The 21,561-nt window shown below is 66.4% G+C and carries 23 protein-coding genes and 1 rRNA gene; 8 read left to right on the top strand and 16 right to left on the bottom strand.

The window, feature by feature from the left end:
* Nucleotides 1-64: 64 nt before the first annotated feature.
* The 14 genes from H2Q94_RS09700 to H2Q94_RS09635 all read right to left on the bottom strand — a co-directional run bounded on the left by H2Q94_RS09700 (nt 65) and on the right by H2Q94_RS09635 (nt 13,700).
* Nucleotides 65-1,584, bottom strand: a 16S ribosomal RNA gene (locus H2Q94_RS09700).
* A 518-nt stretch (nt 1,585-2,102) separates the two neighbouring features.
* Entirely contained in the window at nt 2,103-3,392 is a 1,290-nt protein-coding gene (tyrS, locus tag H2Q94_RS09695) for a tyrosine--tRNA ligase (RefSeq protein ID WP_243794091.1), read from the bottom strand.
* 33 nt (nt 3,393-3,425) lie between these two features.
* Complete coding sequence (locus tag H2Q94_RS09690) at nt 3,426-4,049, bottom strand: DNA-3-methyladenine glycosylase (protein WP_243794090.1); 624 nt, start codon at nt 4,047-4,049, stop codon at nt 3,426-3,428.
* 34 nt (nt 4,050-4,083) lie between these two features.
* Entirely contained in the window at nt 4,084-5,505 is a 1,422-nt protein-coding gene (argH, locus tag H2Q94_RS09685) for an argininosuccinate lyase (protein WP_258718674.1), read from the bottom strand.
* Between the two features lie 167 nt (nt 5,506-5,672).
* Nucleotides 5,673-6,245, bottom strand: coding sequence for an arginine repressor (locus H2Q94_RS09680; RefSeq protein WP_243794089.1), 573 nt, complete (start codon nt 6,243-6,245; stop codon nt 5,673-5,675).
* Nucleotides 6,242-7,165: an ornithine carbamoyltransferase gene (gene argF, locus H2Q94_RS09675; RefSeq protein WP_243794088.1), complete on the bottom strand. Its 924-nt coding sequence runs from the start codon at nt 7,163-7,165 to the stop codon at nt 6,242-6,244. Before argF ends, H2Q94_RS09680 begins: the two co-directional genes overlap by 4 nt.
* Nucleotides 7,166-7,208: 43 nt before the next feature.
* A complete protein-coding gene (locus H2Q94_RS09670) occupies nt 7,209-8,381 on the bottom strand; it encodes an acetylornithine transaminase (RefSeq protein WP_243794087.1) in 1,173 nt (390 codons plus the stop codon).
* Complete coding sequence (gene argB / locus H2Q94_RS09665; RefSeq protein ID WP_243794086.1) at nt 8,378-9,295, bottom strand: acetylglutamate kinase; 918 nt, start codon at nt 9,293-9,295, stop codon at nt 8,378-8,380. Before argB ends, H2Q94_RS09670 begins: the two co-directional genes overlap by 4 nt.
* The gene (gene argJ, locus H2Q94_RS09660; protein ID WP_243794085.1) at nt 9,292-10,449 is read right to left on the bottom strand and encodes a bifunctional glutamate N-acetyltransferase/amino-acid acetyltransferase ArgJ; all 1,158 of its coding nucleotides are present in this window, start codon (nt 10,447-10,449) and stop codon (nt 9,292-9,294) included. The genes argB and argJ overlap by 4 nt, the downstream gene beginning before the upstream one ends.
* Nucleotides 10,446-10,844, bottom strand: coding sequence for an ACT domain-containing protein (locus tag H2Q94_RS09655; protein WP_243794083.1), 399 nt, complete (start codon nt 10,842-10,844; stop codon nt 10,446-10,448). Before H2Q94_RS09655 ends, argJ begins: the two co-directional genes overlap by 4 nt.
* Nucleotides 10,841-11,866, bottom strand: a complete 1,026-nt coding sequence (argC, locus tag H2Q94_RS09650) for an N-acetyl-gamma-glutamyl-phosphate reductase (RefSeq protein WP_243794081.1) — start codon at nt 11,864-11,866, stop codon at nt 10,841-10,843. The genes H2Q94_RS09655 and argC overlap by 4 nt, the downstream gene beginning before the upstream one ends.
* Before the next feature lie 119 nt (nt 11,867-11,985).
* On the bottom strand, nt 11,986-12,825 hold the full coding sequence (locus H2Q94_RS09645; protein WP_243795566.1) for an IS3 family transposase: 840 nt from the start codon (nt 12,823-12,825) through the stop codon (nt 11,986-11,988).
* Nucleotides 12,826-12,836: 11 nt separating this feature from the next.
* Complete coding sequence (locus tag H2Q94_RS09640) at nt 12,837-13,331, bottom strand: helix-turn-helix domain-containing protein (protein WP_243788041.1); 495 nt, start codon at nt 13,329-13,331, stop codon at nt 12,837-12,839.
* A gap of 90 nt (nt 13,332-13,421) precedes the next feature.
* Nucleotides 13,422-13,700, bottom strand: a complete 279-nt coding sequence (locus H2Q94_RS09635) for a hypothetical protein (protein ID WP_243794079.1) — start codon at nt 13,698-13,700, stop codon at nt 13,422-13,424.
* A 114-nt stretch (nt 13,701-13,814) separates the two neighbouring features.
* Between H2Q94_RS09635 and H2Q94_RS09630 the strand changes: the two genes are divergently transcribed.
* The 8 genes from H2Q94_RS09630 to H2Q94_RS09595 all read left to right on the top strand — a co-directional run bounded on the left by H2Q94_RS09630 (nt 13,815) and on the right by H2Q94_RS09595 (nt 20,391).
* Complete coding sequence (locus H2Q94_RS09630; RefSeq protein ID WP_243794077.1) at nt 13,815-14,675, top strand: helix-turn-helix domain-containing protein; 861 nt, start codon at nt 13,815-13,817, stop codon at nt 14,673-14,675.
* 18 nt (nt 14,676-14,693) lie between these two features.
* A complete protein-coding gene (locus H2Q94_RS09625) occupies nt 14,694-14,969 on the top strand; it encodes a DUF397 domain-containing protein (protein ID WP_243794074.1) in 276 nt (91 codons plus the stop codon).
* An 80-nt stretch (nt 14,970-15,049) separates the two neighbouring features.
* Nucleotides 15,050-15,352 (top strand): hypothetical protein, encoded by a 303-nt coding sequence (locus tag H2Q94_RS09620; RefSeq protein WP_243794072.1) that lies wholly within the window; start codon nt 15,050-15,052, stop codon nt 15,350-15,352.
* A complete protein-coding gene (locus H2Q94_RS09615) occupies nt 15,352-17,043 on the top strand; it encodes an alpha/beta hydrolase (protein ID WP_243794069.1) in 1,692 nt (563 codons plus the stop codon). The genes H2Q94_RS09620 and H2Q94_RS09615 overlap by 1 nt, the downstream gene beginning before the upstream one ends.
* Before the next feature lie 23 nt (nt 17,044-17,066).
* Nucleotides 17,067-17,615, top strand: a complete 549-nt coding sequence (locus tag H2Q94_RS09610) for an LppA family lipoprotein (RefSeq protein ID WP_243794066.1) — start codon at nt 17,067-17,069, stop codon at nt 17,613-17,615.
* A gap of 223 nt (nt 17,616-17,838) precedes the next feature.
* A complete protein-coding gene (locus H2Q94_RS09605; protein WP_243794063.1) occupies nt 17,839-18,126 on the top strand; it encodes a hypothetical protein in 288 nt (95 codons plus the stop codon).
* Nucleotides 18,126-19,817 (top strand): alpha/beta hydrolase, encoded by a 1,692-nt coding sequence (locus H2Q94_RS09600; protein ID WP_243794061.1) that lies wholly within the window; start codon nt 18,126-18,128, stop codon nt 19,815-19,817. Before H2Q94_RS09605 ends, H2Q94_RS09600 begins: the two co-directional genes overlap by 1 nt.
* A 112-nt stretch (nt 19,818-19,929) precedes the next feature.
* A complete protein-coding gene (locus tag H2Q94_RS09595) occupies nt 19,930-20,391 on the top strand; it encodes an LppA family lipoprotein (RefSeq protein WP_243794059.1) in 462 nt (153 codons plus the stop codon).
* Between the two features lie 88 nt (nt 20,392-20,479).
* On the opposite strand, the gene H2Q94_RS09590 is transcribed toward H2Q94_RS09595, so the two are convergent.
* Entirely contained in the window at nt 20,480-21,013 is a 534-nt protein-coding gene (locus H2Q94_RS09590; RefSeq protein WP_243794057.1) for a DUF3558 domain-containing protein, read from the bottom strand.
* Complete coding sequence (locus H2Q94_RS09585) at nt 21,010-21,423, bottom strand: hypothetical protein (RefSeq protein WP_243794055.1); 414 nt, start codon at nt 21,421-21,423, stop codon at nt 21,010-21,012. Before H2Q94_RS09585 ends, H2Q94_RS09590 begins: the two co-directional genes overlap by 4 nt.
* Between the last annotated feature and the right edge of the window lie 138 nt (nt 21,424-21,561).

The raw sequence follows: 21,561 nt of genomic DNA, 5'->3' as shown, positions 1-21,561 counted from the left end.
CTCATCAACCCTGAACACCCCACAACCCGGTCACCCAGACTGCGGAAGTGAGCTAGCTCCTTAGAAAGGAGGTGATCCAGCCGCACCTTCCGGTACGGCTACCTTGTTACGACTTCGTCCCAATCGCCAGTCCCACCTTCGACCACTCCCCCCACAAGGGTTGGGCCATGGGCTTCGGGTGTTACCGACTTTCATGACGTGACGGGCGGTGTGTACAAGGCCCGGGAACGTATTCACCGCAGCACTGCTGATCTGCGATTACTAGCGACTCCGACTTCACGGGGTCGAGTTGCAGACCCCGATCCGAACTGAGACCGGCTTTAAGGATTCGCTCCACCTCACGGTATCGCAACCCTCTGTACCAGCCATTGTAGCATGTGTGAAGCCCTGGGCATAAGGGGCATGATGACTTGACGTCATCCCCACCTTCCTCCGAGTTGACCCCGGCAGTCTCCTGCGAGTCCCCACCATCACGTGCTGGCAACACAGGACAAGGGTTGCGCTCGTTGCGGGACTTAACCCAACATCTCACGACACGAGCTGACGACAGCCATGCACCACCTGCACACAGGCCACAAGGGAAACCCCCTCTCAGGGGCGATCCTGTGCATGTCAAACCCAGGTAAGGTTCTTCGCGTTGCATCGAATTAATCCACATGCTCCGCCGCTTGTGCGGGCCCCCGTCAATTCCTTTGAGTTTTAGCCTTGCGGCCGTACTCCCCAGGCGGGGCGCTTAATGCGTTAGCTACGGCACAGGAACCGTGGAAACAGTCCCCACACCTAGCGCCCACCGTTTACGGCGTGGACTACCAGGGTATCTAATCCTGTTCGCTCCCCACGCTTTCGCTCCTCAGCGTCAGTATCGGCCCAGAGACCCGCCTTCGCCACCGGTGTTCCTCCTGATATCTGCGCATTTCACCGCTACACCAGGAATTCCAGTCTCCCCTACCGAACTCAAGTCTGCCCGTATCGACCGCACGCCCACCGTTAAGCGGCAGGTTTTCACGGCCGACGCGACAAACCGCCTACGAGCTCTTTACGCCCAATAATTCCGGACAACGCTCGCACCCTACGTATTACCGCGGCTGCTGGCACGTAGTTAGCCGGTGCTTCTTCTACACCTACCGTCACCCGAAGGCTTCGTCGATGTCGAAAGAGGTTTACAACCCGAAGGCCGTCATCCCCCACGCGGCGTTGCTGCGTCAGGCTTTCGCCCATTGCGCAAGATTCCCCACTGCTGCCTCCCGTAGGAGTCTGGGCCGTGTCTCAGTCCCAGTGTGGCCGGTCACCCTCTCAGGCCGGCTACCCGTCGTCGCCTTGGTAGGCCACTACCCCACCAACAAGCTGATAGGCCGCGGGCTCAACCTGCACCGCCGGAACTTTCCACACACAGACCATGCGGCCATGTGTCCTATCCGGTATTAGACCTCGTTTCCAAGGCTTATCCCAGAGTGCAGGATAGATTACCCACGTGTTACTCACCCGTTCGCCACTCATCCACCCCGAAGGGCTTCAGCGTTCGACTTGCATGTGTTAAGCACGCCGCCAGCGTTCGTCCTGAGCCAGGATCAAACTCTCCAACAATGTTTTAGAGTAATCCTGCCCCGAAATAAACGAGGCACCCCAGCAATCCCAAAGAATCGCCGAGGCAAAAATTTATCTAGATGAGTTTACCACTCACCATCATCGGCACGCTGTTGAGTTCTCAAAGAACACACCCACACCATCACCCACAACCCCACACTCAGGGCCGCGAACTCCGGGGAGTCGTTTTCGTCTTTCGTTCTTGCGATGTTCCAAACTCTAGCAGGCCCGATTTTCGGCCGTTTCAGGGGGGTCAACCTCGCGGTCACCCGCACCCCGCCCCACCGAAACCCGGCCCGCATTTAGAGTTTTGAATTCGGAGTCACCCACTCTACCAGTGTTATCTGGGAGCTTGGTCCGTGATCCCCGTGTCGCGCCCGGTCCGTTTGTTTTCGGCCTGTTCCGCGCTGACTTGAAATAAGTTACGCGTTGGCCGACCCAAAGTCAAGTCAGCCCGCTGTAGGACCGGAACGAGGTAAACCAGCTGGTCACCCGCCGTTTCCGGCCCTACAAGGAGGCTAGTACAGCACCTTGATCCCCGCAGTGTGACGCTTACCACGTCGAATTACCGCCCAATGCCCGTGCAGTAGGTCTTCCTTCGACACCGACCACGTCTCATCTGCGATTTTGGTGTTGTTGACGTAGGCGCCGCCCTCGTTGACGGTGCGTCGAGCGGCCCCGCGGCCCTGCGCGAGACCTGCTTCGACGAGCAGATCGACGATGGTCGGCTCGTCGGACAGGCGCACTTCGCCGGTGGGAACCTCGGCCATCACGGCCTCCAGCGTCGGCTGATCGAGCTCAGCGAAATCACCGCGGCCGAACAGTGCCTGGCTGGCGGCGATGACCTGACGGGTCTGCGCCTCCCCGTGGACCAAGGTCGTCAGGAGCTCGGCGAGCTTGCGCTGGCCGGCTCGCTGCTGCGGCCGCTCGGCGGTGGTGCGTTCGAGCTCCTCGATCTCCTCCTTGTCGAGGAACGTGAACAGGCGCAGGTACTTGGCCACGTCCGCGTCCGAGGAGTTCACGAAGTACTGGTACCAGGCGTAGGGCGAGGTCAGCTCCGGATCGAGCCACACGTTGCCGCCGCCGGTGGACTTGCCGAATTTGCGCCCCTCGGCGTCGGTGACCAGCGGGAGCGTCAGGGCGTGAGCGGTGGCGTTCTCCTGCCTGCGCAGCAGGTCGACGCCGGCGACGATGTTGCCCCACTGGTCGGAGCCGCCGAGCTGCAACCGGGTGCCGTGCCTGCGGTAGAGCTGCACGAAGTCATTGGCCTGCAACAGCATGTAGCTGAACTCGGTGTACGACAGGCCGTCGCCTTCGAGGCGGCGTTTGACGGTCTCCCTGCTCAGCATCGTGTTGATGGAGAAGTGCTTGCCGACCTCGCGGAGGAATTCGGTGACCGGGAGCTGCGCGGTCCAGTCGGCGTTGTCGGCGACGAGCGCGCCCGTCGGGGACTCCGGCTCGCCTTCCGGGACGAAGTCGACGAACTTCGCGAGCTGGTGGCCGATCCGACCGGTCCATTCCCGCACGGTGTCGACGTCGTGGAGGTTGCGCTCGCCGGTGTCGCGCGGGTCTCCGATCAGGCCGGTCGCACCGCCGGAGAGCACGACGGGACGGTGCCCGGCGAGTTGGAAGCGGCGCAACGTCAGCAGCGGGATCAAGTGGCCGGCGTGCAGGCTCGGCGCGGTCGGGTCGAAGCCCGCATAGAGAGTGAGCGGTCCGGAGTCCAGGTCCGAACGCAGCGCGTCGAGGTCGGTGGATTGCGCGATCAGGCCGCGCCAGGACAGCTCGTCAAGGATGTGCTCACTCACGCGAACCAGTCTGGCGCATCCCGCCAAGCGGTTTTATGCCTGGTCCCGGATCCGCCGGCGGCCGCCTCTCCGATACTGGCTGACCGATGGGGAGCCGTCGATCCAAGACCGCCACGGGAGGTCGACCGCTGTGGCGACGCCGACGCGTGGCCCCGTTCGGACGTCGTCCTCGTCGACCGTGGTGCCGTTGAACAGGCGGATCGGCGAGTCGGGCGAAGTGAGGTCGATTCCGTTCTTCTCGCCGGTGATGCCCAGGACGCCCGCTAAGCGGGCCGGGCCGCTGGCCAGTTGCACGTCCTTGCGCACCGCTGGGCGGCGCCGCCTGGCCAGGTCGACGCCTTCGACGACCTCCCCCGCGCGCAGCAGCACCGCGCCGGGTGCTCCGTCTTCGGTGCAGACCACGTTGATGCAGAAGTGCATGCCGTAGACGAAGTAGACGTACAGGTGCCCGGCCGGACCGAACATCACGGCATTGCGCTGGGTCATGCCGCGGTAGCAGTGCGACGCGGGGTCGTCGCCGCCCCGGTAGGCCTCGACTTCGACGAGCCGAACCCGCACGTCGCCCTCCGGGTGGCTCGATCGCAGCTCGCAGCCGAGCAGGCGACGGGCCACCCAGAGGGGGTCGTGTGCGAGTTCTTCACGCGTCACTTGGCTCACGGGCGGAACAGTACCGACCTCGCGCAGGGCGTCGTCACGCCGTCAGCCAGGCACGATGCTCGCGGATCGACTCGAACACCCGGTCACGCTGCTCCTTCACACGATCGGGTGCAGTTCCGCCGTGGGAGTCCCGGGACGCGATGGAGCCGGGAACGGTCAGCACCTCGCGGACCGCCGGGGTGAGTGCGGGGTGCGCGGCGGCGAGTTCCTCATCGGTGAGGTCGTTGAGACCGACGTCGCGGGACTCCGCTGTGCGCACGCACTCCCCCGACGCCTCGTGCGCCACGCGGAACGGGACGCCCTGGCGCACCAGCCACTCGGCGATGTCGGTGGCGAGGGTGAAGCCGGCGGGGGCGAGTTCGGCGAGGCGCTCGGTGTGGAAGGTGAGCGTGCCGAGCATTCCCGCCATCGCGGGCAGCAGGAGGTCGAGCTGCTCAACGGAGTCGAAAACCGGCTCCTTGTCCTCCTGCAGGTCCCGGTTGTAGGCGAGCGGCTGCGCCTTGAGCGTGGCGAGCAGCCCGGTGAGGTTGCCGACGAGCCGGCCGGACTTGCCGCGGGCGAGTTCGGCGACGTCCGGGTTCTTCTTCTGCGGCATGATCGAACTGCCGGTGGCCCAAGCGTCGTCGAGCGTGACGTAGCGGAACTCGGCGGTGTTCCAGATGATGACCTCTTCGGCCACCCTGGACAGGTTCACCGCGAGCATGGCCAGGCAGAACGCGGATTCCGCCGCGAAGTCGCGGGAGGCGGTGCCGTCGATGGAGTTGTCCACCGCGCCGTCGAAGCCGAGCTCCGCGGCCACGGCCTGCGGGTCGAGTCCCAGCGAGGATCCGGCGAGCGCGCCCGAGCCGTACGGGGAGAACGCGGTGCGCGCGTCCCAGTCGCGCAGCCTGCTCACGTCGCGCAGCAGCGCCTGGCAGTGCGCGAGCAGGTGGTGTCCGAGCAGCACCGGCTGGGCGTGCTGGAGGTGGGTGCGGCCGGGCAGCACCGCTTCCGGGTGCGCCTGGGCTTGACCGGCGAGCGCATCGACCACGTCGAGCACTCCGGCGGCGACGCGGCGGGTGGCGTCGCGCAACCACATCCGGAACAGCGTCGCGACCTGGTCGTTGCGGGAGCGGCCCGCGCGGAGCTTGCCGCCGAGGTCGGTGCCGACGCGTTCCAGCAGGCCTCGTTCGAGCGCGGTGTGCACGTCCTCGTCTTCGACGACGGGCTGGAAGGCGCCGGATTCGACGTCGGCGGCGAGCACGTCGAGGCCCTGGTGCATCCGGTCGAGCTCGTCGGCGGTGAGCAGGCCCGCCTGGTGCAGGACGCGGGCGTGCGCGCGGGATCCGGCGATGTCGTAGGGGGCGAGCCGCCAGTCGAAGTGGGTGGACAGGCTGAGCGCGGCCATCGCCTCGGCCGGGCCGGAGGCGAAGCGGCCGCCCCACAGCTTGGTGGGTTCGCTGCCTTGCTGGGTCACGGTGTTCTTCCTTGTCGGGCAGTGGTGGAGATGGTGGTGCTCGGGAGTGCGGCGCGGGCTCGCCGGTCGCTCACCCGCGGAAGTGGCCGCCCGAGCGGATGGTGCGGTGGGCGTCGGCGGCCGGTGACCACGTTTCCGGGCCACCGGAGTAGGCCGACACCGCCCGCTCACTCATTGTCGTTGTTCCTCATGGCGCTTGTGATCTCACGCCGCTCGGCGTCGCCGTCGTCCCGGTCATCGGCGCCTTCCGGCGGCGGGATTCGCTCGCCGGAGGCCATGTTGGTGAACCGCTCGGCCAGATCGAGTCCGGTCAGCGGCTCTCTGGCGAGGACCATGACGGTGTCGTCGCCCGCGATGGAGCCGACCACCTCCAGGAGGGCGGCGCGGTCGATCGCGCTGGCCAGGAATTGTGCGGCGCCCGGTGGCGTGCGCAGCACGGTGAGGTTGCCGGAGCCGTCGGCCGAGACGAGCAGCTCGGCCAGCAACCTGCTGAGCCTGGTCGTCCCACCCTGCACCCCGCGGACGGGGCTGCCGTCCTCGGGTATGACGTAGACGGCCGCTCCCCCGTCGGGTCCGCGCAGTTTCACCGCACCCAGTTCGTCGAGGTCGCGCGACAGCGTGGCTTGGGTGACGTCGATGTCGTCGCCCGCCAGCAGCCGCGCGAGTTCGGTCTGGCTGCGGATGCCCATCGACGAGACGAGCTCGACGATGCGTGCCTGCCGGGCCGCCCTGGTGGTCATGACCGCTGCACCAGCCAGGCCAGCAAGGCTTTCTGCGCGTGCAGCCGGTTCTCCGCCTCGTCGAACACGGCGCTGGCCGGGCCGTCGAGGACTTCGTCGGTGACTTCCCAGCCGCGGTGCGCGGGCAGGCAGTGCAGCACGCTGGTGTTGACGCCGGTGGCGGCGAGCAATTCGGTGTTGATCTGGAACGGCCGGAACGGGCTGACCCGGTCCTTGCCGTCGTTCTCCTGGCCCATGGAGGTCCAGGAGTCGGTGACCAGCACGTCCGCTCCGTCGACGGCGGCGCGGGGTTCGGTGTTCACTTGCACGGAGCCGCCGGTTTCAGCGGCGCGCTTGGTGGCGGCGTCGAGCACCCACTGCGCGGGGGCGAACCCTTCGGGGGCGCCGATGCGGACGTGCATGCCTGCGGTGACGCCGCCGATGAGCAGCGAGTGGGCCATGTTGTTGGCGCCGTCGCCGAGGTAGGTGAGGGTCCGGCCGGGCAGTTCGCCGTGGCGTTCCCGCACCGTCTGCAGGTCGGCGAGGACCTGGCAGGGGTGGAATTCGTCGGTGAGCGCGTTGACGACGGGCACCGCGGACCCGCCTGCCATCGCCTCGATGCGGGCTTGGGCGAAGGTGCGCCAGACGACGGCGTCGACGTAGCGGGACAGCACGCGCGAGGTGTCCTCGATGGTCTCTTCGCGGCCGAGCTGCATCATGCGGCCGTCGACCACGATCGGCTGACCGCCGAGCTGGTGGATGCCGACTTCGAAGGACAGCCGGGTGCGGGTCGAGTTCTTCTCGAAGATCACCGCGACGGATCGTCCGTCGAGGGAGCGGTCCGCGAGCCGGTCGGCTTTGAACCGGGCGGCGAGGTCGAGGATCTCGGTCTGCTCCTGCGGGCTCAGGTCGTCGTCGCGCAGAAAATGCCGGAGTGTCACGGGGTCACCTCCGTGGCTTTGTGGTGGTGGGAGTGGGTTCGGGTCAGCCGAGCAGGCCGGGCAGGTCGGTCAGCAACCGTCGTGCCTGGTCGGTGGTGAGCACCAGCGCCGGGCTGAGCCGGAGGACGTCCGGTTGCACGGCGTTGATGAGGTATCCGGCATCCTGCGCTGCCGCCGCGGTGGCGGCGGCGACCGGTTCGGTGAGGCGGATGCCGAGCAGCAGTCCTTCGCCGCGGACTTCGGCGATCAGCGGGTGCCCGAGTTCGCGGATGCCGTCGGCGAGTTGTTCTCCGACGACCTTGACGTGGTCCAGCAGCCCGTCCGCGGCGATGGTGTCGAGGACGGCGAGCGCTGCGGCGCACGCGACGGGGTTACCGCCGAAGGTGGTGCCGTGCTGGCCGGGCTGGAGCAGTTCGCCCGCTTCGCCGACTCCGATGCAGGCGCCGAGGGAGAGGCCGCCGCCGAGGCCTTTGGCGAGGGTGATGACGTCGGGTTCGATGCCGTCGCGTTGGAAGGCGAACCAGTGTCCGGTACGGCCGAGGCCGGTCTGCACCTCGTCGATGATCAGCAGCGCGCCGTGCCTGCTGGTGATCTCGCGGGCGGCCCGCAGGTAGCCCTCGGGCGGGACGATGACGCCGTTCTCGCCCTGCACGGGTTCGAGGACCAACGCCGCCGTCGTGTCGTCCACAATGGATTCAAGTGCGGCGATGTCGCCGAACGGGACGTGTTCGACTCCGGCGGGCATCGGGGCGAACGGTTCCCGCTTGGCGGGCTGGCCGGTGAGCGCCAGCGCACCCATGGTCCGGCCGTGGAAGCCGCCGTCCGTCGCGACGATCTTGAGCCGTCCGGTCCGCCGCGCGATCTTGAACGCGGCTTCGTTCGCCTCGGCCCCGGAGTTGCAGAACAGCACCCGCCCACGTCCGGTGAACCCGGAGAGTTCGAGCAGCCGTTCGGCCAGCTTCAGCCCGGGGTCGTGGGCGTAGAAGTTGGAGACGTGCCCGAGGGTGCCGATCTGCTCGGTCACCGCCTTGACCACGGCGGGGTGGGCGTGGCCGAGCGCGTTGACGGCGATGCCGCCGACGAAGTCGAGGTAGGTCTTGCCGTCGGCGTCGGTGACTTCGCAGCCGGAGCCGCTGGTCAGCGTGAGTTTCGGGGTGCCGTAGTTGCCCATCATGGACGCCTGCCAGCGCTGCGCCCCGGTCGTGTTGGTGGTCATTCGTCCTCGTCTTCCTTCCCGGGCAGCACCATCGTTCCGACGCCCGCGCTGGTGAACACTTCGAGCAGTACCGAGTGGGCGAGCCTGCCGTCGATGACGTGCGCTCGCGGCACTCCGCCGCGCACGGCGCGCAGGCAGGCCTCCATCTTCGGCACCATCCCGGAGGCCAGTCCGGGCAGGAGTTCTTCGAGTTGGTCGGCGTCGAGCCGGGCCACCAGCGAGGACCGGTCGGGCCAGTCGGTGTAGAGGCCTTCGACGTCGGTGAGCACCACGAGCTTCTCCGCGCCGAGCGCGACGGCGAGCGCTCCGGCGGCGGTGTCGGCGTTGACGTTGTGCACCACACCGTCCACGTCCGGCGCCACGGTGGACACGACGGGGATGCGTCCGGCGTTGATCAGGTCGAGCACGGCGTCCGGGTTGACGGCGACGACGTCGCCGACGAGGCCCACGTCGACGGGTTCGCCGTCGACGGTGGCGGTGCGGCGCGCGGCGGTGAACAGCTGCGCGTCCTCCCCGGACATGCCCACGGCGTGCGGGCCGTGCTTGTTGATGAGGCCGACGAGTTCGCGTCCGACTTGGCCGACGAGCACCATCCGCACCACGTCGAGCGTTTCGGGGGTGGTGACGCGCAGGCCGCCGCGGAATTCGCCGGTCATGCCGAGCCGGTCGAGCATCGTGGTGATCTGCGGTCCGCCGCCGTGCACGATGACGGGGTGCAGGCCTGCGAGCCGCAGGAACACCATGTCCTGCGCGAACGCGGCTTTGAGCTCGTCGTCGACCATGGCGTTGCCGCCGTACTTGATGACGACGGTGGCGCCGTGGAAGCGCTCCAGCCACGGCAGTGCTTCGACGAGCACGCTGGCTTTTTCGGCGGCGGTGGCGAGCCGGTCGGCGGGGGTCTGTTCGGTGGTCATGAGGAGTACGCGCTGTTCTCTTCGACGTAGTCGTGGGACAGGTCGGTGGACAGGATCGTGGCCTCCTGGTCGCCGAGGTGCAGGTCGACGACGATCGTGATGTCGCGGCCGCTGAGGTCGGCTTCGGCGCGGTCGCGGTTGGGCAGTCCGCCTGCGAACAGCGAGACGTCGTTGGTGATGATCTCGACGCGGCTCACGTCGATTTCGGCGTCGGCCCGGCCGAGCGCCATCGCGATCCTGCCCCAGTTGGGGTCGGAGCCGAACAGCGCGGTCTTGACCAGGTTGTCCTCGGCGATGATCCGGCCGATGTGGACGGCGTCGTCTTCGGTGCGCGCGCCGCGCACGGTGATGTCGACGGCTTTGGTGGCGCCTTCGGCGTCGCCTTGGAGCTGCCGGACGAGGTCGGTGCTGACGGCGGTGAGGACTCCGGTCAGTTCCTCGGCGGTGGGTTCGACGCCGGAGGCACCGGAGGCCAGCAGCAGGACGGTGTCGTTGGTGGAGGTGCCGCCGTCGACGTCGAGCCGGTCGAAGGTGGTGCGGGTGGCGGCGCGCAGCGCGGCGTCGAGCGTCCCGGGTTCGACGATCGCGTCGGTGGTGAGGACGCTGAGCATGGTCGCCATGTTGGGGGCGAGCATGCCCGCGCCCTTGGCGAATCCGCCGATGCTCCAACCGTTTCCGGTGGCGAGGGCCTGCTTGGCTTTGCTGTCGGTGGTCAGCACGGCGGTCGCCGCGTCGGTTCCGGCGGCCTCCGTGCCTGCCAGGGCCGCCGCCGCGCTGTCCACTCCGGATACGACGGCGGGCATCGGGAGCCGTTCGCCGATCAGCCCGGTGGAGCACACGGCGACGTCGATCGCGCCGATGCCGAGCACTTCGGCGACTTTCTCGGCGGTGGAGTGGGTGTCCTGGAAGCCTCCGGGGCCGGTGCAGGCGTTGGCTCCGCCGGAGTTGAGCACCACGGCGTGCAGGCTGCGCTCTTGGAGGACCTGCTGGGACCACAGCACCGGGGCCGCTTTGACCTTGTTGGTGGTGAAGACGCCGGCAGCGGTGTGCCGCGGGCCGTCGTTGACGATCAGGGCGAGGTCCTGGGCTCCGCTCGCCTTGATCCCGGCGGGCACACCGGCCGCCCGGAATCCGGCGGGGGCTGTGACGCTCATGCGAATTCCTCCGTGGTGACGGTGTGACCTGAGTTGATCAACGCGGTCCGGGCCTGCGCCGCCGATCCGGCGGGGACGAGGATCCAGTCGGTGTCGAATGTGGACAGTGTGAAGACGCTGATCCCGGCCTGCGCCAACGGGGTCAGCAAGGCGGCGAGGACACCGGTGAGCGAGAAGTCCAGCGGGCCGCGGACCTCCAGCGCCCGGAACGGGCCTTCGACGGCGGCCTGCTCGCCGAGTTCGGTCGCCTGGTCGTGGCCGAGGACGATCGTCCGCTCCTCGGCGGTGACCAGCTCGGCCCGGATCGGCCCGCCGCCGATGGTGAGGTCCGCGGTCGCCGGAACCTTGGCGACTGCGAGCTGTTCGGGGTGCAGCCGCAGTTCCAGTGCGGTCACGGCGCGATTCCCGCGAGCGGCAGCCCGGCGGTCTCGGGCAGTCCCTTGGCGAGGTTCATGCACTGCACGGCGCCGCCCGCGGTGCCCTTGGTGAGGTTGTCCTCGGCGCCGACGATCACGAGGCGGTTCGCGTCGGTGTCGATGGCGACTTGGAGGTGCACGGTGTTCGCGCCGAGCGTCGCGGAGGTCTGCGGCCAGGAGCCTTCGGGCAGCACGTGCACGAACGGTTCGTCGCCGTAGGCGTCGAGGTAGACCTTGCGGGCGGCGGCGACGTCGAGGTCGCCGCGCAGCGGGGCGCTGCACGTGGCGAGGATGCCGCGCGACATGGGCGCGAGCACCGGCGTGAACGACACCTTCACGGGTTCGCCTGCGACGGCGCTGAGGTTCTGCACCATCTCCGGGGTGTGGCGGTGCGCGCCGCCCACTCCGTAGGCGCTGGCCGAGCCCATGACCTCGGCGGAGAGCAGGTGCGGCTTGAGCGCGCGGCCCGCGCCGGACGTTCCGGTGACGGCGACGACGACGGCGTCGGGCTCGACCAGACCGGCCGCGAACGCGGGCGCCAGGGCCAGCGAGGAGACCGTGGGGAAACAGCCGGGGACGGCGATTCTGCTCGCGGAGCGCAGGTTCTCCCTGCCGCCGGGCAGTTCCGGGATGCCGTAGGGCCAGGTGCCCGGGTGGTCGCCGCCGTACCAGCGGGTCCAGGCCTCGGGGTCGTTGAGCCGGTGGTCGGCGCCGCAGTCGATGACCACGGTGTCGCCGAGTTCGGCGGCGATGGCCGCGGAATGCCCGTGCGGCAGCGCGAGGAAGACGACGTCGTGCCCGGAGAGCTCCGCCGCGTTGGTCTCGGTGAGTTCGCGGTCGGCCAGCGGCAGCAGGTTCGGGTGGTGCGCACCCAGCTTCGTGCCCGCGTTGCCGCCCGCGGTGAGCGTGCCGATCTCGACGTCCGGATGTGCCAGCAGCAGCCGCAGCAGCTCCCCGCCCGCGTAACCGCTCGCACCCGCCACTGCCACCCGAATAGCCATGCGGATGATTATGCATCCTCGTGCAACATCAATCAAGGACACGTGCGGCCCGCCACCTCAGGCGAATGCCTCCTTCGCCAGTGAAGTGGTCCCTGTTTGTTGGACTGGGTGAGTGAAGGCTAGGTGGTGAGGGCCTGGGCTCGGTATTCGGTGGGGGTGAGGTTCTTCAGTGTGGTGGAGATGCGGGTGGTGTTGTACCAGTCGAGGTAGTTCTCGAGGGCGGTGGTGAACTCGTCGGGGGTGTTGTAGTTGTGGTGGTGGAAGAGTTCTTCTTTGAGGTGGCTGAAGAAGTTTTCGGCGACGGCGTTGTCGAGGCAGGTCGCTTTCCGGGACATGGAGGGTGTCAGGTTTGCCTCGTGTAGCAGTTGGCGCCAGGAGGTGTGTCGGTAGTGGAAGCCTTGGTCGGTGTGCACGAGTGGGGTGTGGCCGGTGTTGAGGGTGGCGATGGCTTTGGTCAGTGATGAGTTGGTCAGGTGGGTGTCGGGTCGGGTGCTCCAGGAGTAGGACACGACGGAGCGGTCGAACAGGTCGATGATCGGTGAGAGATAGATTTTGCTTGTGCCGACACGGAATTCGGTGATGTCGGTGACCCATTTGGTGTTCGGTGCCGGGGCGGTGAAGTCGCGGTCCAGGACGTTGCCGGCGGTGGTGCCGGCCTCGCCCTTCCAGGATGAGTAGCGGCGTCGGCGGCGGACTGTGCAGGCCAGGCCGAGGGTGCGCATGATGTGCAGGACGGTCTTTTTCGCCGGTCTCAGGCCGTGGCGGTGCAGCATGGCGTGGACGCGGCGGTGCCCGTAACGGCCGTGGGCCTGCTGGAACACGTCGGTCACGGCCTGTTTCAGCCGGGCGTGCGGGTCCGGCCGGTCGAGCCGGGCCTGGTGATAGAAGAACGTCGACCGGGCCAGGCCCGCGACCTCCAGCAGTACCGCAAGCGGATAGTGCGCCTTGAGGGTGACGATGACCTGGGTTTTTACCCTCGCCCCTGTTCCTTCAAGGCCCGCAGTTTTTTTAGGTAGGCGTTCTCCGCGGACAACCGCAGATTCTCCGTCCGCAACCGTTCCAGTTCGGCCGTCTCGCCGTCCGGTGGTGGTTGTGGTTCGCGGGGTGGGCGGCCTTCCCGCTTGGGGCGCAACGCATCCTCGCCGTCACGCCGATATTGGCGCGCCCAATTTTTCACCTGCTTCGGTGACGACAGGTCATGCTCGGCGGCCAGCTCGGCCGCCGTGGCCTGCCCGGCCACGAACCGCAGCACCACGTCGAGTTTGAACTCGAACGAGTAGGACCGTTTGGTCGGTTTCATGATCAACGCTCCCGGGCCGCGCAACAACCATCGATCCCGCAACGTTCTCACCGCCGAAGCCGACACCCCCAACCGGGCCGCAGCCGACACCGCCCCATGACCAGCCCCGAACAACACCACAGCGGCCTCACGCTGCTCCCGCGACAACGAACTATGCGGATACACGAACCACTCCCCGGTAGCTGGAACTGACTTTCCAGTCCAACCACCGGGGACCAGTTCACCAGGCGAAGGGGGCATCAACGCGGTGTCGGGTCAGAGCCAGACGAGGCGGACGTCGTGGATGAGAGCGAACATCTCCAAGGTCGATTCGGCGGAGTCGGCGTTGCCGAGCATGCCGTGCGGGCTCACGAACACCGCACCCGGATCGTCGCTGCCGGGGGCGCGCTGGGCGGTGAGGTCCAGGCCCCAGACGCAGACCTCGGCGTCGACGACCTCGTCGTCCTCGTGGATCAGTTCGTAGAGCACGAACGGGCGCGGGCGCACGCCTTCGGCCAGTTCCCGCAACAACTTCGCCTCGTCATCGCCGCGCATCACCACTCCGTTCGCCGGGGTTCTGTACCGGTGAAGCTATTAGGAATGATTCCGCGCGTCATTTACACGACCAGGTGATCCACAAAAGCCGCCCGAGCTGTGACGATGATCCGCATGCCGACGACCGCCGACCCGCGCATGCTCCGCATCCAGCTCGGAATCGAGCTGCGCCGCCTACGCGAGGAAGCCGACCGCAGCACCTTCGAAGCGGCCGACGTGCTGGGCTGCAAGCAACCGAAGATGAGCAAGGTCGAAGGCGGCAGCCAGGGCATCAAACCCGAGGAAGTGGCTCAGCTGCTGGATTTCTACGGCGCGTCGGCGAAGCAGCGACGGTATCTCGCTGAAGTCGCCGAGCAAGCGGCGAAGCGCAACCGGCCGAAGAAATACCACCGCGACGCCGTACCCGACTGGTTCCAGCGGTTCCTCGCACTGGAGAGCGCCGCGACGGAGATCCGGCTGTACGAGATGGAGACCATCACCGGCCTGCTCCAGACCGAGGAGTACGCGCGCTCGACGATCCAGGCTTGGGAACCGGCCGCTGATCCGCGCGTGATCGAGCAGCAGGTTCAGACGCGTATGCAGCGCCAGGTCGTACTCAAGAGCAAGAACCGGTTGCGCTCGCTCGACGTCGTTCTCAGTGAAGCAGCACTGCACCGCGTTCAAGGCAGCAGCGAGATCATGCACGCGCAGCTGTCTCACCTGCTCGAACTGGCCGAGCGCACTAACGTCGCGATCCGGATCCTGCCGTTCGATGTGCCGAACCGGGTCACCGTGCTGTCGTCGTTCACCCTGCTTCACCTTGGGGCGCAACAGCTTTCCGCGGTGTATCTGGAGGACGTACTCGGAGCGACTTACCTTTGGGAGCCAGACGAATACACCCGCTACAGCATGACGCTCGACCGATTGCAGGCAGCTGCACTTCCGATCGAAGAATCTCGGGAACTGATCGCTAAGGTGCAGTCTGCAAACACCTGAGCGATCAGAAGAGGCGCCATGTCTTCCCCAGACTTCTCCACAGCGCTCTGGCGCAAGTCAAGCCGCAGCGGCTCGAACGGCGGCCAGTGCGTCGAGGTCGCGTTCGTCCCGGCCGACACCACGTGGCACAAATCCAGCCACAGCAGTTCCAGCGGCGGCGCGTGCGTCGAGGTCGCGGTGCAGTCCTCCATCGTCGGTTTACGGGACTCGAAAGACTCCGATGGCGCAGTCCTCGCCGTCGGTCGCAGTGCCTTCGACTCGTTCCTGCGCAGGATCAAATCCGGGCGCATGTGACCCATCGCGAAGATCGCCCGAAACGACGCCTACCGGCCACTTCGCGCTGCTAGGGTCCCTCCCCGCGAGGAGGGGGCACAGTGGGATACGAGGTCGTGACCAGGGAGCTGGAGGCGGCGGCGAAGGCCGCGCGCTCGGCAGCCGAACAGGCCAGGTCGGTGCGGCTCCAAGCCGCCACCGACAAGATCACTCAAGCGATGCCCGGCTCGACTTCGGCGCCCGCCGCCGAACGCACCGGGAACAGCTGGCGCACCACGCTCGACACGTGGAACCGCGACACCGAGCACTACGCGGACTCACTGGACAAGAGCGCCTCGGACTACACCGCGCAAGAAGACCACGCAGCCGACGAACTCAACGCCTCCCAAGGCGGTGGTTCCTGATGGTGAACATCGGCGACCTCCGCCGCTGGAACCCCAACCTCCTCGACGACGCCATCGACGACCTGAAACGGGAGCAGGACAAGCTTGTCCGCTTAAACGACGAGCTCGCGAGTTCCGGCAGGCCGAAGGAATGGCACGGCAAAGCCGCCGATTCCGCCACTGCCGAACACGGCAAGCTCGGCGAACGCATGCGGGAACTCGTCGTAGAAGTGTCCGCCGTTCGCAGTGCGGCGATCCCGACCGTCGACGAGATCCGGGAAGTGCAGAACCAGCTCACGGAACTCGACGGCCTGGCGCGGGCGTACAACTTCCGCATCGGCGACGACGGGAAGGTGGAAGACCTCGGCACTCCGCCGGACACACCGGCCGACGAGGTCAGCACCGTCAACGAGAACCGCTACCGCCAAATCCGCCCGGACCTTCGCGAACGCGTCGAGCGGGTCCTGAAGCGCGCGACCGACGCCGATACCGAACTCGCCAAGGTCCTAGGCGACGCCGACAAGGGCCTGATGGACACGCGCGGCGCGAAGATCCTCGCCGACGCCGCCGCACTCGGCGATGCGCGCGGGCTCGGCGAGACGATCGAACCACCACCGCCCGGCGATCCCGCGAAGAACGCCGACTGGTGGAAGTCCTTGCCCGCGGAGACAAAATCCGCGCTCGCCGCCGCTCCTCCGGCTTGGCTCGGCAACATGGACGGCATTCCTGCGACCGTCCGCAACACCGCCAACGTCAACCGGATCGACGACGAACGCAGCACGCTGCAAGCAGAGGCGACGCGGTTGCAAAGTGCGGCCAACAAGCGCTACCCCGGCCCCGGCGGCGACTTGGTCCAGGGCAGGTACCAGCGCGAACTGGATAAGGTCAACGCCAAGCTGACCTCCTTGGACAAAGTGGAAACGGTCTTGGGACGGGGAGATCGCCAACTCCTGGTACTCGATACGTCCGGCGAACGCACCAAGGCGGCCGTGGGAATCGGGGACGTCGACACCGCCGATCACGTCAGCGTGTTCACGCCGGGGATGGACAGCAGCGTCGAAGGCGGCAGCCTGGGCGACTACGACCGGAGCATGGACATGCTTGCCCAGGACGCGCAGTCGCAATCCGACCAGTACGGCGACGGGGGCGAGGTCGCGACGGTGACTTGGCTCGGCTACGAAGCGCCTCAGTTGTCCGAAACCCTCGATCCGAGTGATTCAGTGGCGAGCTCCGCTCCAGCCAAGCGGGGTGCTGAAGATCTGGCCGATTTCTACCGTGGCATCAACGAATCTCGGACGGACGATCCGAATCTGGTCGCGATGGGCCACTCCTACGGATCCACCACCACGGGATATGCGCTGCAAGAGGAGGGGACCGGAGTGGACGCCGCTCTCACTCTGGGATCTCCCGGTGTGGGAACACCGTCGGTCGGCGAGATCAACTTGCCCGAAGATCGCTTCTACAACCTCGAATCGGGCTGGGACGTCGTCGCCGACCTCGGGCACTTCGGAGGTGATCCGTCGTGGAAACCGGGGATCGACGACCTCTCTACCGAGGACGCCGTCGCACCCGATGGACAGCACCTCAAGGAGTCCAGCGGGCACGGCACCGGCGGGCCGACCGGCTACCTCACCAGAGGGAATACCAGCCAGTACAACGCCAGCGTCGTCGCGGCCGGTATCCCGGACCGCGCCGTGAACAGCTGGGGATGACCGACCGAGAGCGGGGACCGACCATGAAGCGCTTCGCAGTTCTGGCGGCGCTCGCCCTGAGCCTCACCGGATGCGGTGGCGGCGAATTGGGGCAGGAGTTTGGAGGAAGCATGGAAGAGCAGCGTGCCGAACTCATGAGCAGGCCCAGCATGGAAGAGGCCAGCGCCCGCTACCTTGAGATGCAAGGCCGCATACGCGATGAGCTCGGCGCAGCCTTCCCCTGGATCCAATGGGAGCAGAGCCGCGAACTCCATCGCGCTGGATGCTCCGACTTCAACGCCTTCACCGACACTGGCGAGAGCCAAACCCTCGGTGTCTGGCGTGCAGAAGGCAACATCCCCGACCCCGAGTGGCCCCGCGCGGAGCAGATCGTCGCTCAAGTCAGCGCCGAATACGGCTTCACACCACCGGAAACCGTCGTCAGCCGCCCTTCCGACCACCAGGTCGTCGGTAGCGACCGCTACGGCGCCGGTTACCGCTTCGGCACCGCCAAGCGCACCGTCATCTCCGGCTCGACCGGATGCCACCTCCCACAGGCAGAGAAGGACAAGCTCGCCCAGTCACCACAATGACCGGCTACGTCCGACTCTCCTGTGAGGTCGTGCGTTCGTCGCCAACTCCAACAAAACCGCCGTTGCGTGGGACGACTGGGCGAACGGCCGTGGCGACCGCGCGCTGAGCAAGATCACCGGAGACCTGAGCCTGCGCGAAGATCGCCTGGAACGAGGACTGCCGGTCACTTCGCGCTGCTAGGGTCCCTCCCCGCGAAGAGGGGGCACAGTGGGATACGAGGTCGTGACAAAGGAGCTGGAGACGGCGGCGAAGACCGCGCGCTCGGCCGCCGAACAGGCCAGGTCGGTGCGACTCCAAGCCGCCACCGACAAGATCACTCAAGCAATGCCCGGGGCGACCTCGGCGCCCGCCGCCGAACGCACCGGCAACAGCTGGCGCACCACGCTCGACACGTGGAACCGCGACACCGAGCACTACGCGGACTCACTGGACAAGAGCGCCTCGGACTACACCGCGCAAGAAGACCACGCAGCCGACGAACTCAACGCCTCCCAAGGCGGTGGTTCCTGATGGTGAACATCGGCGACCTCCGCCGCTGGAACCCCGACCTCCTCGACGACGCCATCGACGACCTGAAACGAGAACAGAACCGGCTGGTCAGCCTCGACGACGAACTCGCGAACTCCGGCAGGCCGAAGGAATGGCACGGCAAAGCCGCCAACTCCGCCACCGCCGAACACGGCAAGCTCGGCGAACGTCTCCGCGAACTCGTCGTCGAAGTCTCGACCGTCCGCAGCGCGACGATCGCGACGGCCGACGAGATTCGCGAAATCGGCCATGAACTCACCGAAGCCGAAGCGCTCGCCCACTCCCACCACTTCCTGATCGGCGACGACGGGAAGATCGAAGACCTGGGCACCCCGCCCGGAATCCACCCCGACGAAGCGCAGAGCGTCAACGAGGACCGGAACAACCACATCCGCCCCGACCTCGCCGACCGCGTCAAGCGCATCCTCGACCGCGCCACCGACACCGACCGCGAATTCGCCAAGGTCCTCGGCGACGCCGACCGCGACCTCATGGACACCCGCGGCTCCCACAACCTCGCCGAAGCGGCGGCCTTAGGTGATGCGCGCGGGCTCGGCGAAACGCTCGAACCACCGCCTCCAGGTGATGCGAAGCAGAACGCCGAATGGTGGAAATCCCTGCCCGCCGAAACGAAATCGGCGCTCGCCACCGCTCCCCCGGCCTGGCTCGGCAACATGGACGGCATCCCCGGATCCGTCCGCAGCACCGCCAACATCAACCGCATCGACGACGAACGCAGCACGCTGCAAGCCGAAGCGACACGGCTGCGGAACGAGATCAAGGCACTACCGAAGGGGCCTGGTTCAAGGAACCTCCAGACGAAATACACCCTGCCTTTGAGGGACGTCGAAGCAAAGCTGAAGTCGTTGGACCAGGTGGAGTCGACCTTGGATCGCGGGAACCGGCAGCTCCTGCTGCTCGACACCTCCGGCGAACGCACCAAAGCAGCCGTCGGCATCGGCGACGTCGATACCGCCGAACACGTCACGGTCTTCACCCCAGGCATGAACAGCACCGTCGAAGGAAGCATCGGCGACTACGACAAGAGTATGGACTCGTTACGGCGAGAAGCTAAGCAACAGTCATACGACTACGGAGACGGCGGAGATGTCGCGACAGTGACCTGGCTTGGATACGAAGCCCCACAGGGATCCGAGATGCTCGATCCGAGCACTTCGGTCGCAGGATCCGCGGCAGCACAACGTGGAGCCACCGACTTGTCAGGCTTCTATCGCGGGATCAACGAGTCCCGAACCGACGATCCGCATCTGGTCGCCATGGGCCACTCCTACGGATCGACCACGACCGGGTACGCCCTTCAGCGAGAAGATGTTGGGGTGGACGCTGCGGTCACGATGGGATCACCTGGCGTGGGCACCGGCGACCGAAGTGACATCAACGTTCCGGGTGGATGGATGTACAACCTCGAATCCACCTGGGATCCGGTCGCTGATATCGGCCGTTTTGGCGGCGACCCCTCTAAGAACCCGCAAATAGATCAGCTCTCCACGAGTGAAGCGGTTTCACCAGACGGCCAGAGGTTGAAGGAATCGAGCGGGCATGGCACCGGCGGCCCTACCGGGTACCTCACTCCTGGTACCACCAGTCAGTACAACGCCGGCTCTATCGCTGCCGATGTACCCGACCTTGCAGTGCAAGCCTCGCGTTACTGAACGAATACCCATAGAACAAGGATCGACCATGAAACGACTCGTACTCGTAGCAGTGACGCTCTTGGGCGTCACGAGCTGCGGCAACGATCTGGTTTCCGAGTGGGGAGGAAGCATGGACGAACAAGAGACCGAACTGGTGCGACGGCCCAGCATTGAAGAGGTGCACCTGCGGTACTCGGACATGGACGCCCGGCTCAAGCAACAGTTAAGCGCGAACTTCCCCTGGATGCACTGGGAGAGAGTCCAAGATGTCAATCGAGCAGCATGCGCAGACTTTGACGCGTTCAAGAACGTCGCCGAATCCTGGACCCTCGGCATCTGGGGAACCGAAGGCAACATGCCCGACGCGGACTGGGCACGAGCCCAGCAGATCTTCGCGGACGTGACCGGCGAATTCGGATTCACACCACCAAGAACCATCGTCGACCGCTCCGGCAATCACAGAGTGACCACCGCCGACCAGTACGGGGCGACCTACAACTTCGGTTCAGGCAAGCGAACTTCATTCTCCGGAGAAACGGGCTGCCATCTCCCCCAGACCGAGCAGGACAAGCAGGCACCGCCGCCTCAGTAAGCGGCTAAGCCTGCCTAGGCAGTTGCGAGCGTGTGCGTTCAGGTCGGCGCGACCTGGCAGAAGTCCAATAGCAGCCGACCGGTTCGCATCACTCCGGCAAGCCCGAAGCCGTCTGGCCGACGATCTTCTCCAGCTCGGGGCATGCCTCGATCGAGTCGGCCATCTTCCCGGAGATCCCGTAGATGGCCACGCCACCACCTGCATCGACCAGGACGTCACAGCCCCCGGTGGTCCCTGAGCCTGGAACGTTCGCGATTGCGGCAGACCGTCCGGCGATGGACCGCTTCTCGTACTTCTCCCAGTTGCCACCGGTTTCGTAGGAGTCGACGGTCTCATCGACGTTCTTGTGGAGCGTGAGCGACATCTTTTCGCCAGTCCAGCGACAGCCAGGCTCAAAGCTGACCTGCGTGAACGGCTCGCTTTGAGGCGACAGCCCCAACCCGGTCAAGACATCCGGGGAGAAGAACGTGCAGGGATCAAAGCCCTCTAACGAAGCCCCAGCAGGTTCTGAGGTCGTCGGCTCGGTACCACCCGCGCCGCCATCACCCAAGGCGCACCCAGACAGTCCAACGAGAACCGCACTGCTGGCCACAACGACCAGCGACCGGACAAGCTTACTCACTGAATACCTCGCCTCAGATCATCAGCGTTCTGTTCGTCCATGTCACGGTAATCCTTGGCAGCATTGCGGAAAGCGTCCGCCTGCTTCCGCAGCTCTTCCTGCATCGCACGAATCAACGACAGGGCACCTGCTTCGGGGTCGGATGCCTTGTCCTGAAACCGCTTCGCGAGCTGCTGACCGTCCGGATAGTCCCCAATCCCCTTGACGCGGGTGAGGATCCGCGCCTGGTCATAGGCGCGATCGAGAGCCTCGATCTCCTCCTCGACCCGCTTCGCGGCTTTCTCCGCGACCTCCGGGTCGAGGGACAACATGCCTGCCCCAACCTGCTGGTTGATCGACTGGGTCTGGGCGCTCACGGCCTTCAGGCCTTCCTTCGCCGCCGCGAATCCGCCAACGTCTGCGCTCGTCATCCCCAGCCCTCCGGACCTCGCTGATCTCCCCGCGAACGTCGAGCACCTTAGCGCGTCCCTGCGGAACCGATCACCGTTTCGAGAGAAGCATGCCGAGAAAGACAAGCAGGCGCCGCCGCAATAGTGCGGCGGCGCCTG

This window comes from Saccharopolyspora gloriosae, assembly GCF_022828475.1.
Classification (GTDB): Bacteria; Actinomycetota; Actinomycetes; order Mycobacteriales; family Pseudonocardiaceae; genus Saccharopolyspora_C; species Saccharopolyspora_C gloriosae_A.
This window is presented reverse-complemented; position numbering and strand designations above follow the sequence as displayed.

Coding starts and splice junctions, on each gene's coding strand:
- H2Q94_RS09585 (WP_243794055.1), bottom strand. CDS start 21,423: ATGACGAGCGCAGACGTTGGCGGATTCGCGGCGGCGAAGGAAGGCCTG.
- H2Q94_RS09595 (WP_243794059.1), top strand. CDS start 19,930: ATGGACGAACAAGAGACCGAACTGGTGCGACGGCCCAGCATTGAAGAG.
- H2Q94_RS09630 (WP_243794077.1), top strand. CDS start 13,815: ATGCCGACGACCGCCGACCCGCGCATGCTCCGCATCCAGCTCGGAATC.
- H2Q94_RS09615 (WP_243794069.1), top strand. CDS start 15,352: ATGGTGAACATCGGCGACCTCCGCCGCTGGAACCCCAACCTCCTCGAC.
- H2Q94_RS09670 (WP_243794087.1), bottom strand. CDS start 8,381: ATGACCACCAACACGACCGGGGCGCAGCGCTGGCAGGCGTCCATGATG.
- argJ (WP_243794085.1), bottom strand. CDS start 10,449: ATGAGCGTCACAGCCCCCGCCGGATTCCGGGCGGCCGGTGTGCCCGCC.
- H2Q94_RS09610 (WP_243794066.1), top strand. CDS start 17,067: ATGAAGCGCTTCGCAGTTCTGGCGGCGCTCGCCCTGAGCCTCACCGGA.
- argC (WP_243794081.1), bottom strand. CDS start 11,866: ATGGCTATTCGGGTGGCAGTGGCGGGTGCGAGCGGTTACGCGGGCGGG.
- H2Q94_RS09680 (WP_243794089.1), bottom strand. CDS start 6,245: ATGACCACCAGGGCGGCCCGGCAGGCACGCATCGTCGAGCTCGTCTCG.
- H2Q94_RS09600 (WP_243794061.1), top strand. CDS start 18,126: ATGGTGAACATCGGCGACCTCCGCCGCTGGAACCCCGACCTCCTCGAC.
- H2Q94_RS09635 (WP_243794079.1), bottom strand. CDS start 13,700: ATGCGCGGCGATGACGAGGCGAAGTTGTTGCGGGAACTGGCCGAAGGC.
- argB (WP_243794086.1), bottom strand. CDS start 9,295: ATGACCACCGAACAGACCCCCGCCGACCGGCTCGCCACCGCCGCCGAA.
- H2Q94_RS09625 (WP_243794074.1), top strand. CDS start 14,694: ATGTCTTCCCCAGACTTCTCCACAGCGCTCTGGCGCAAGTCAAGCCGC.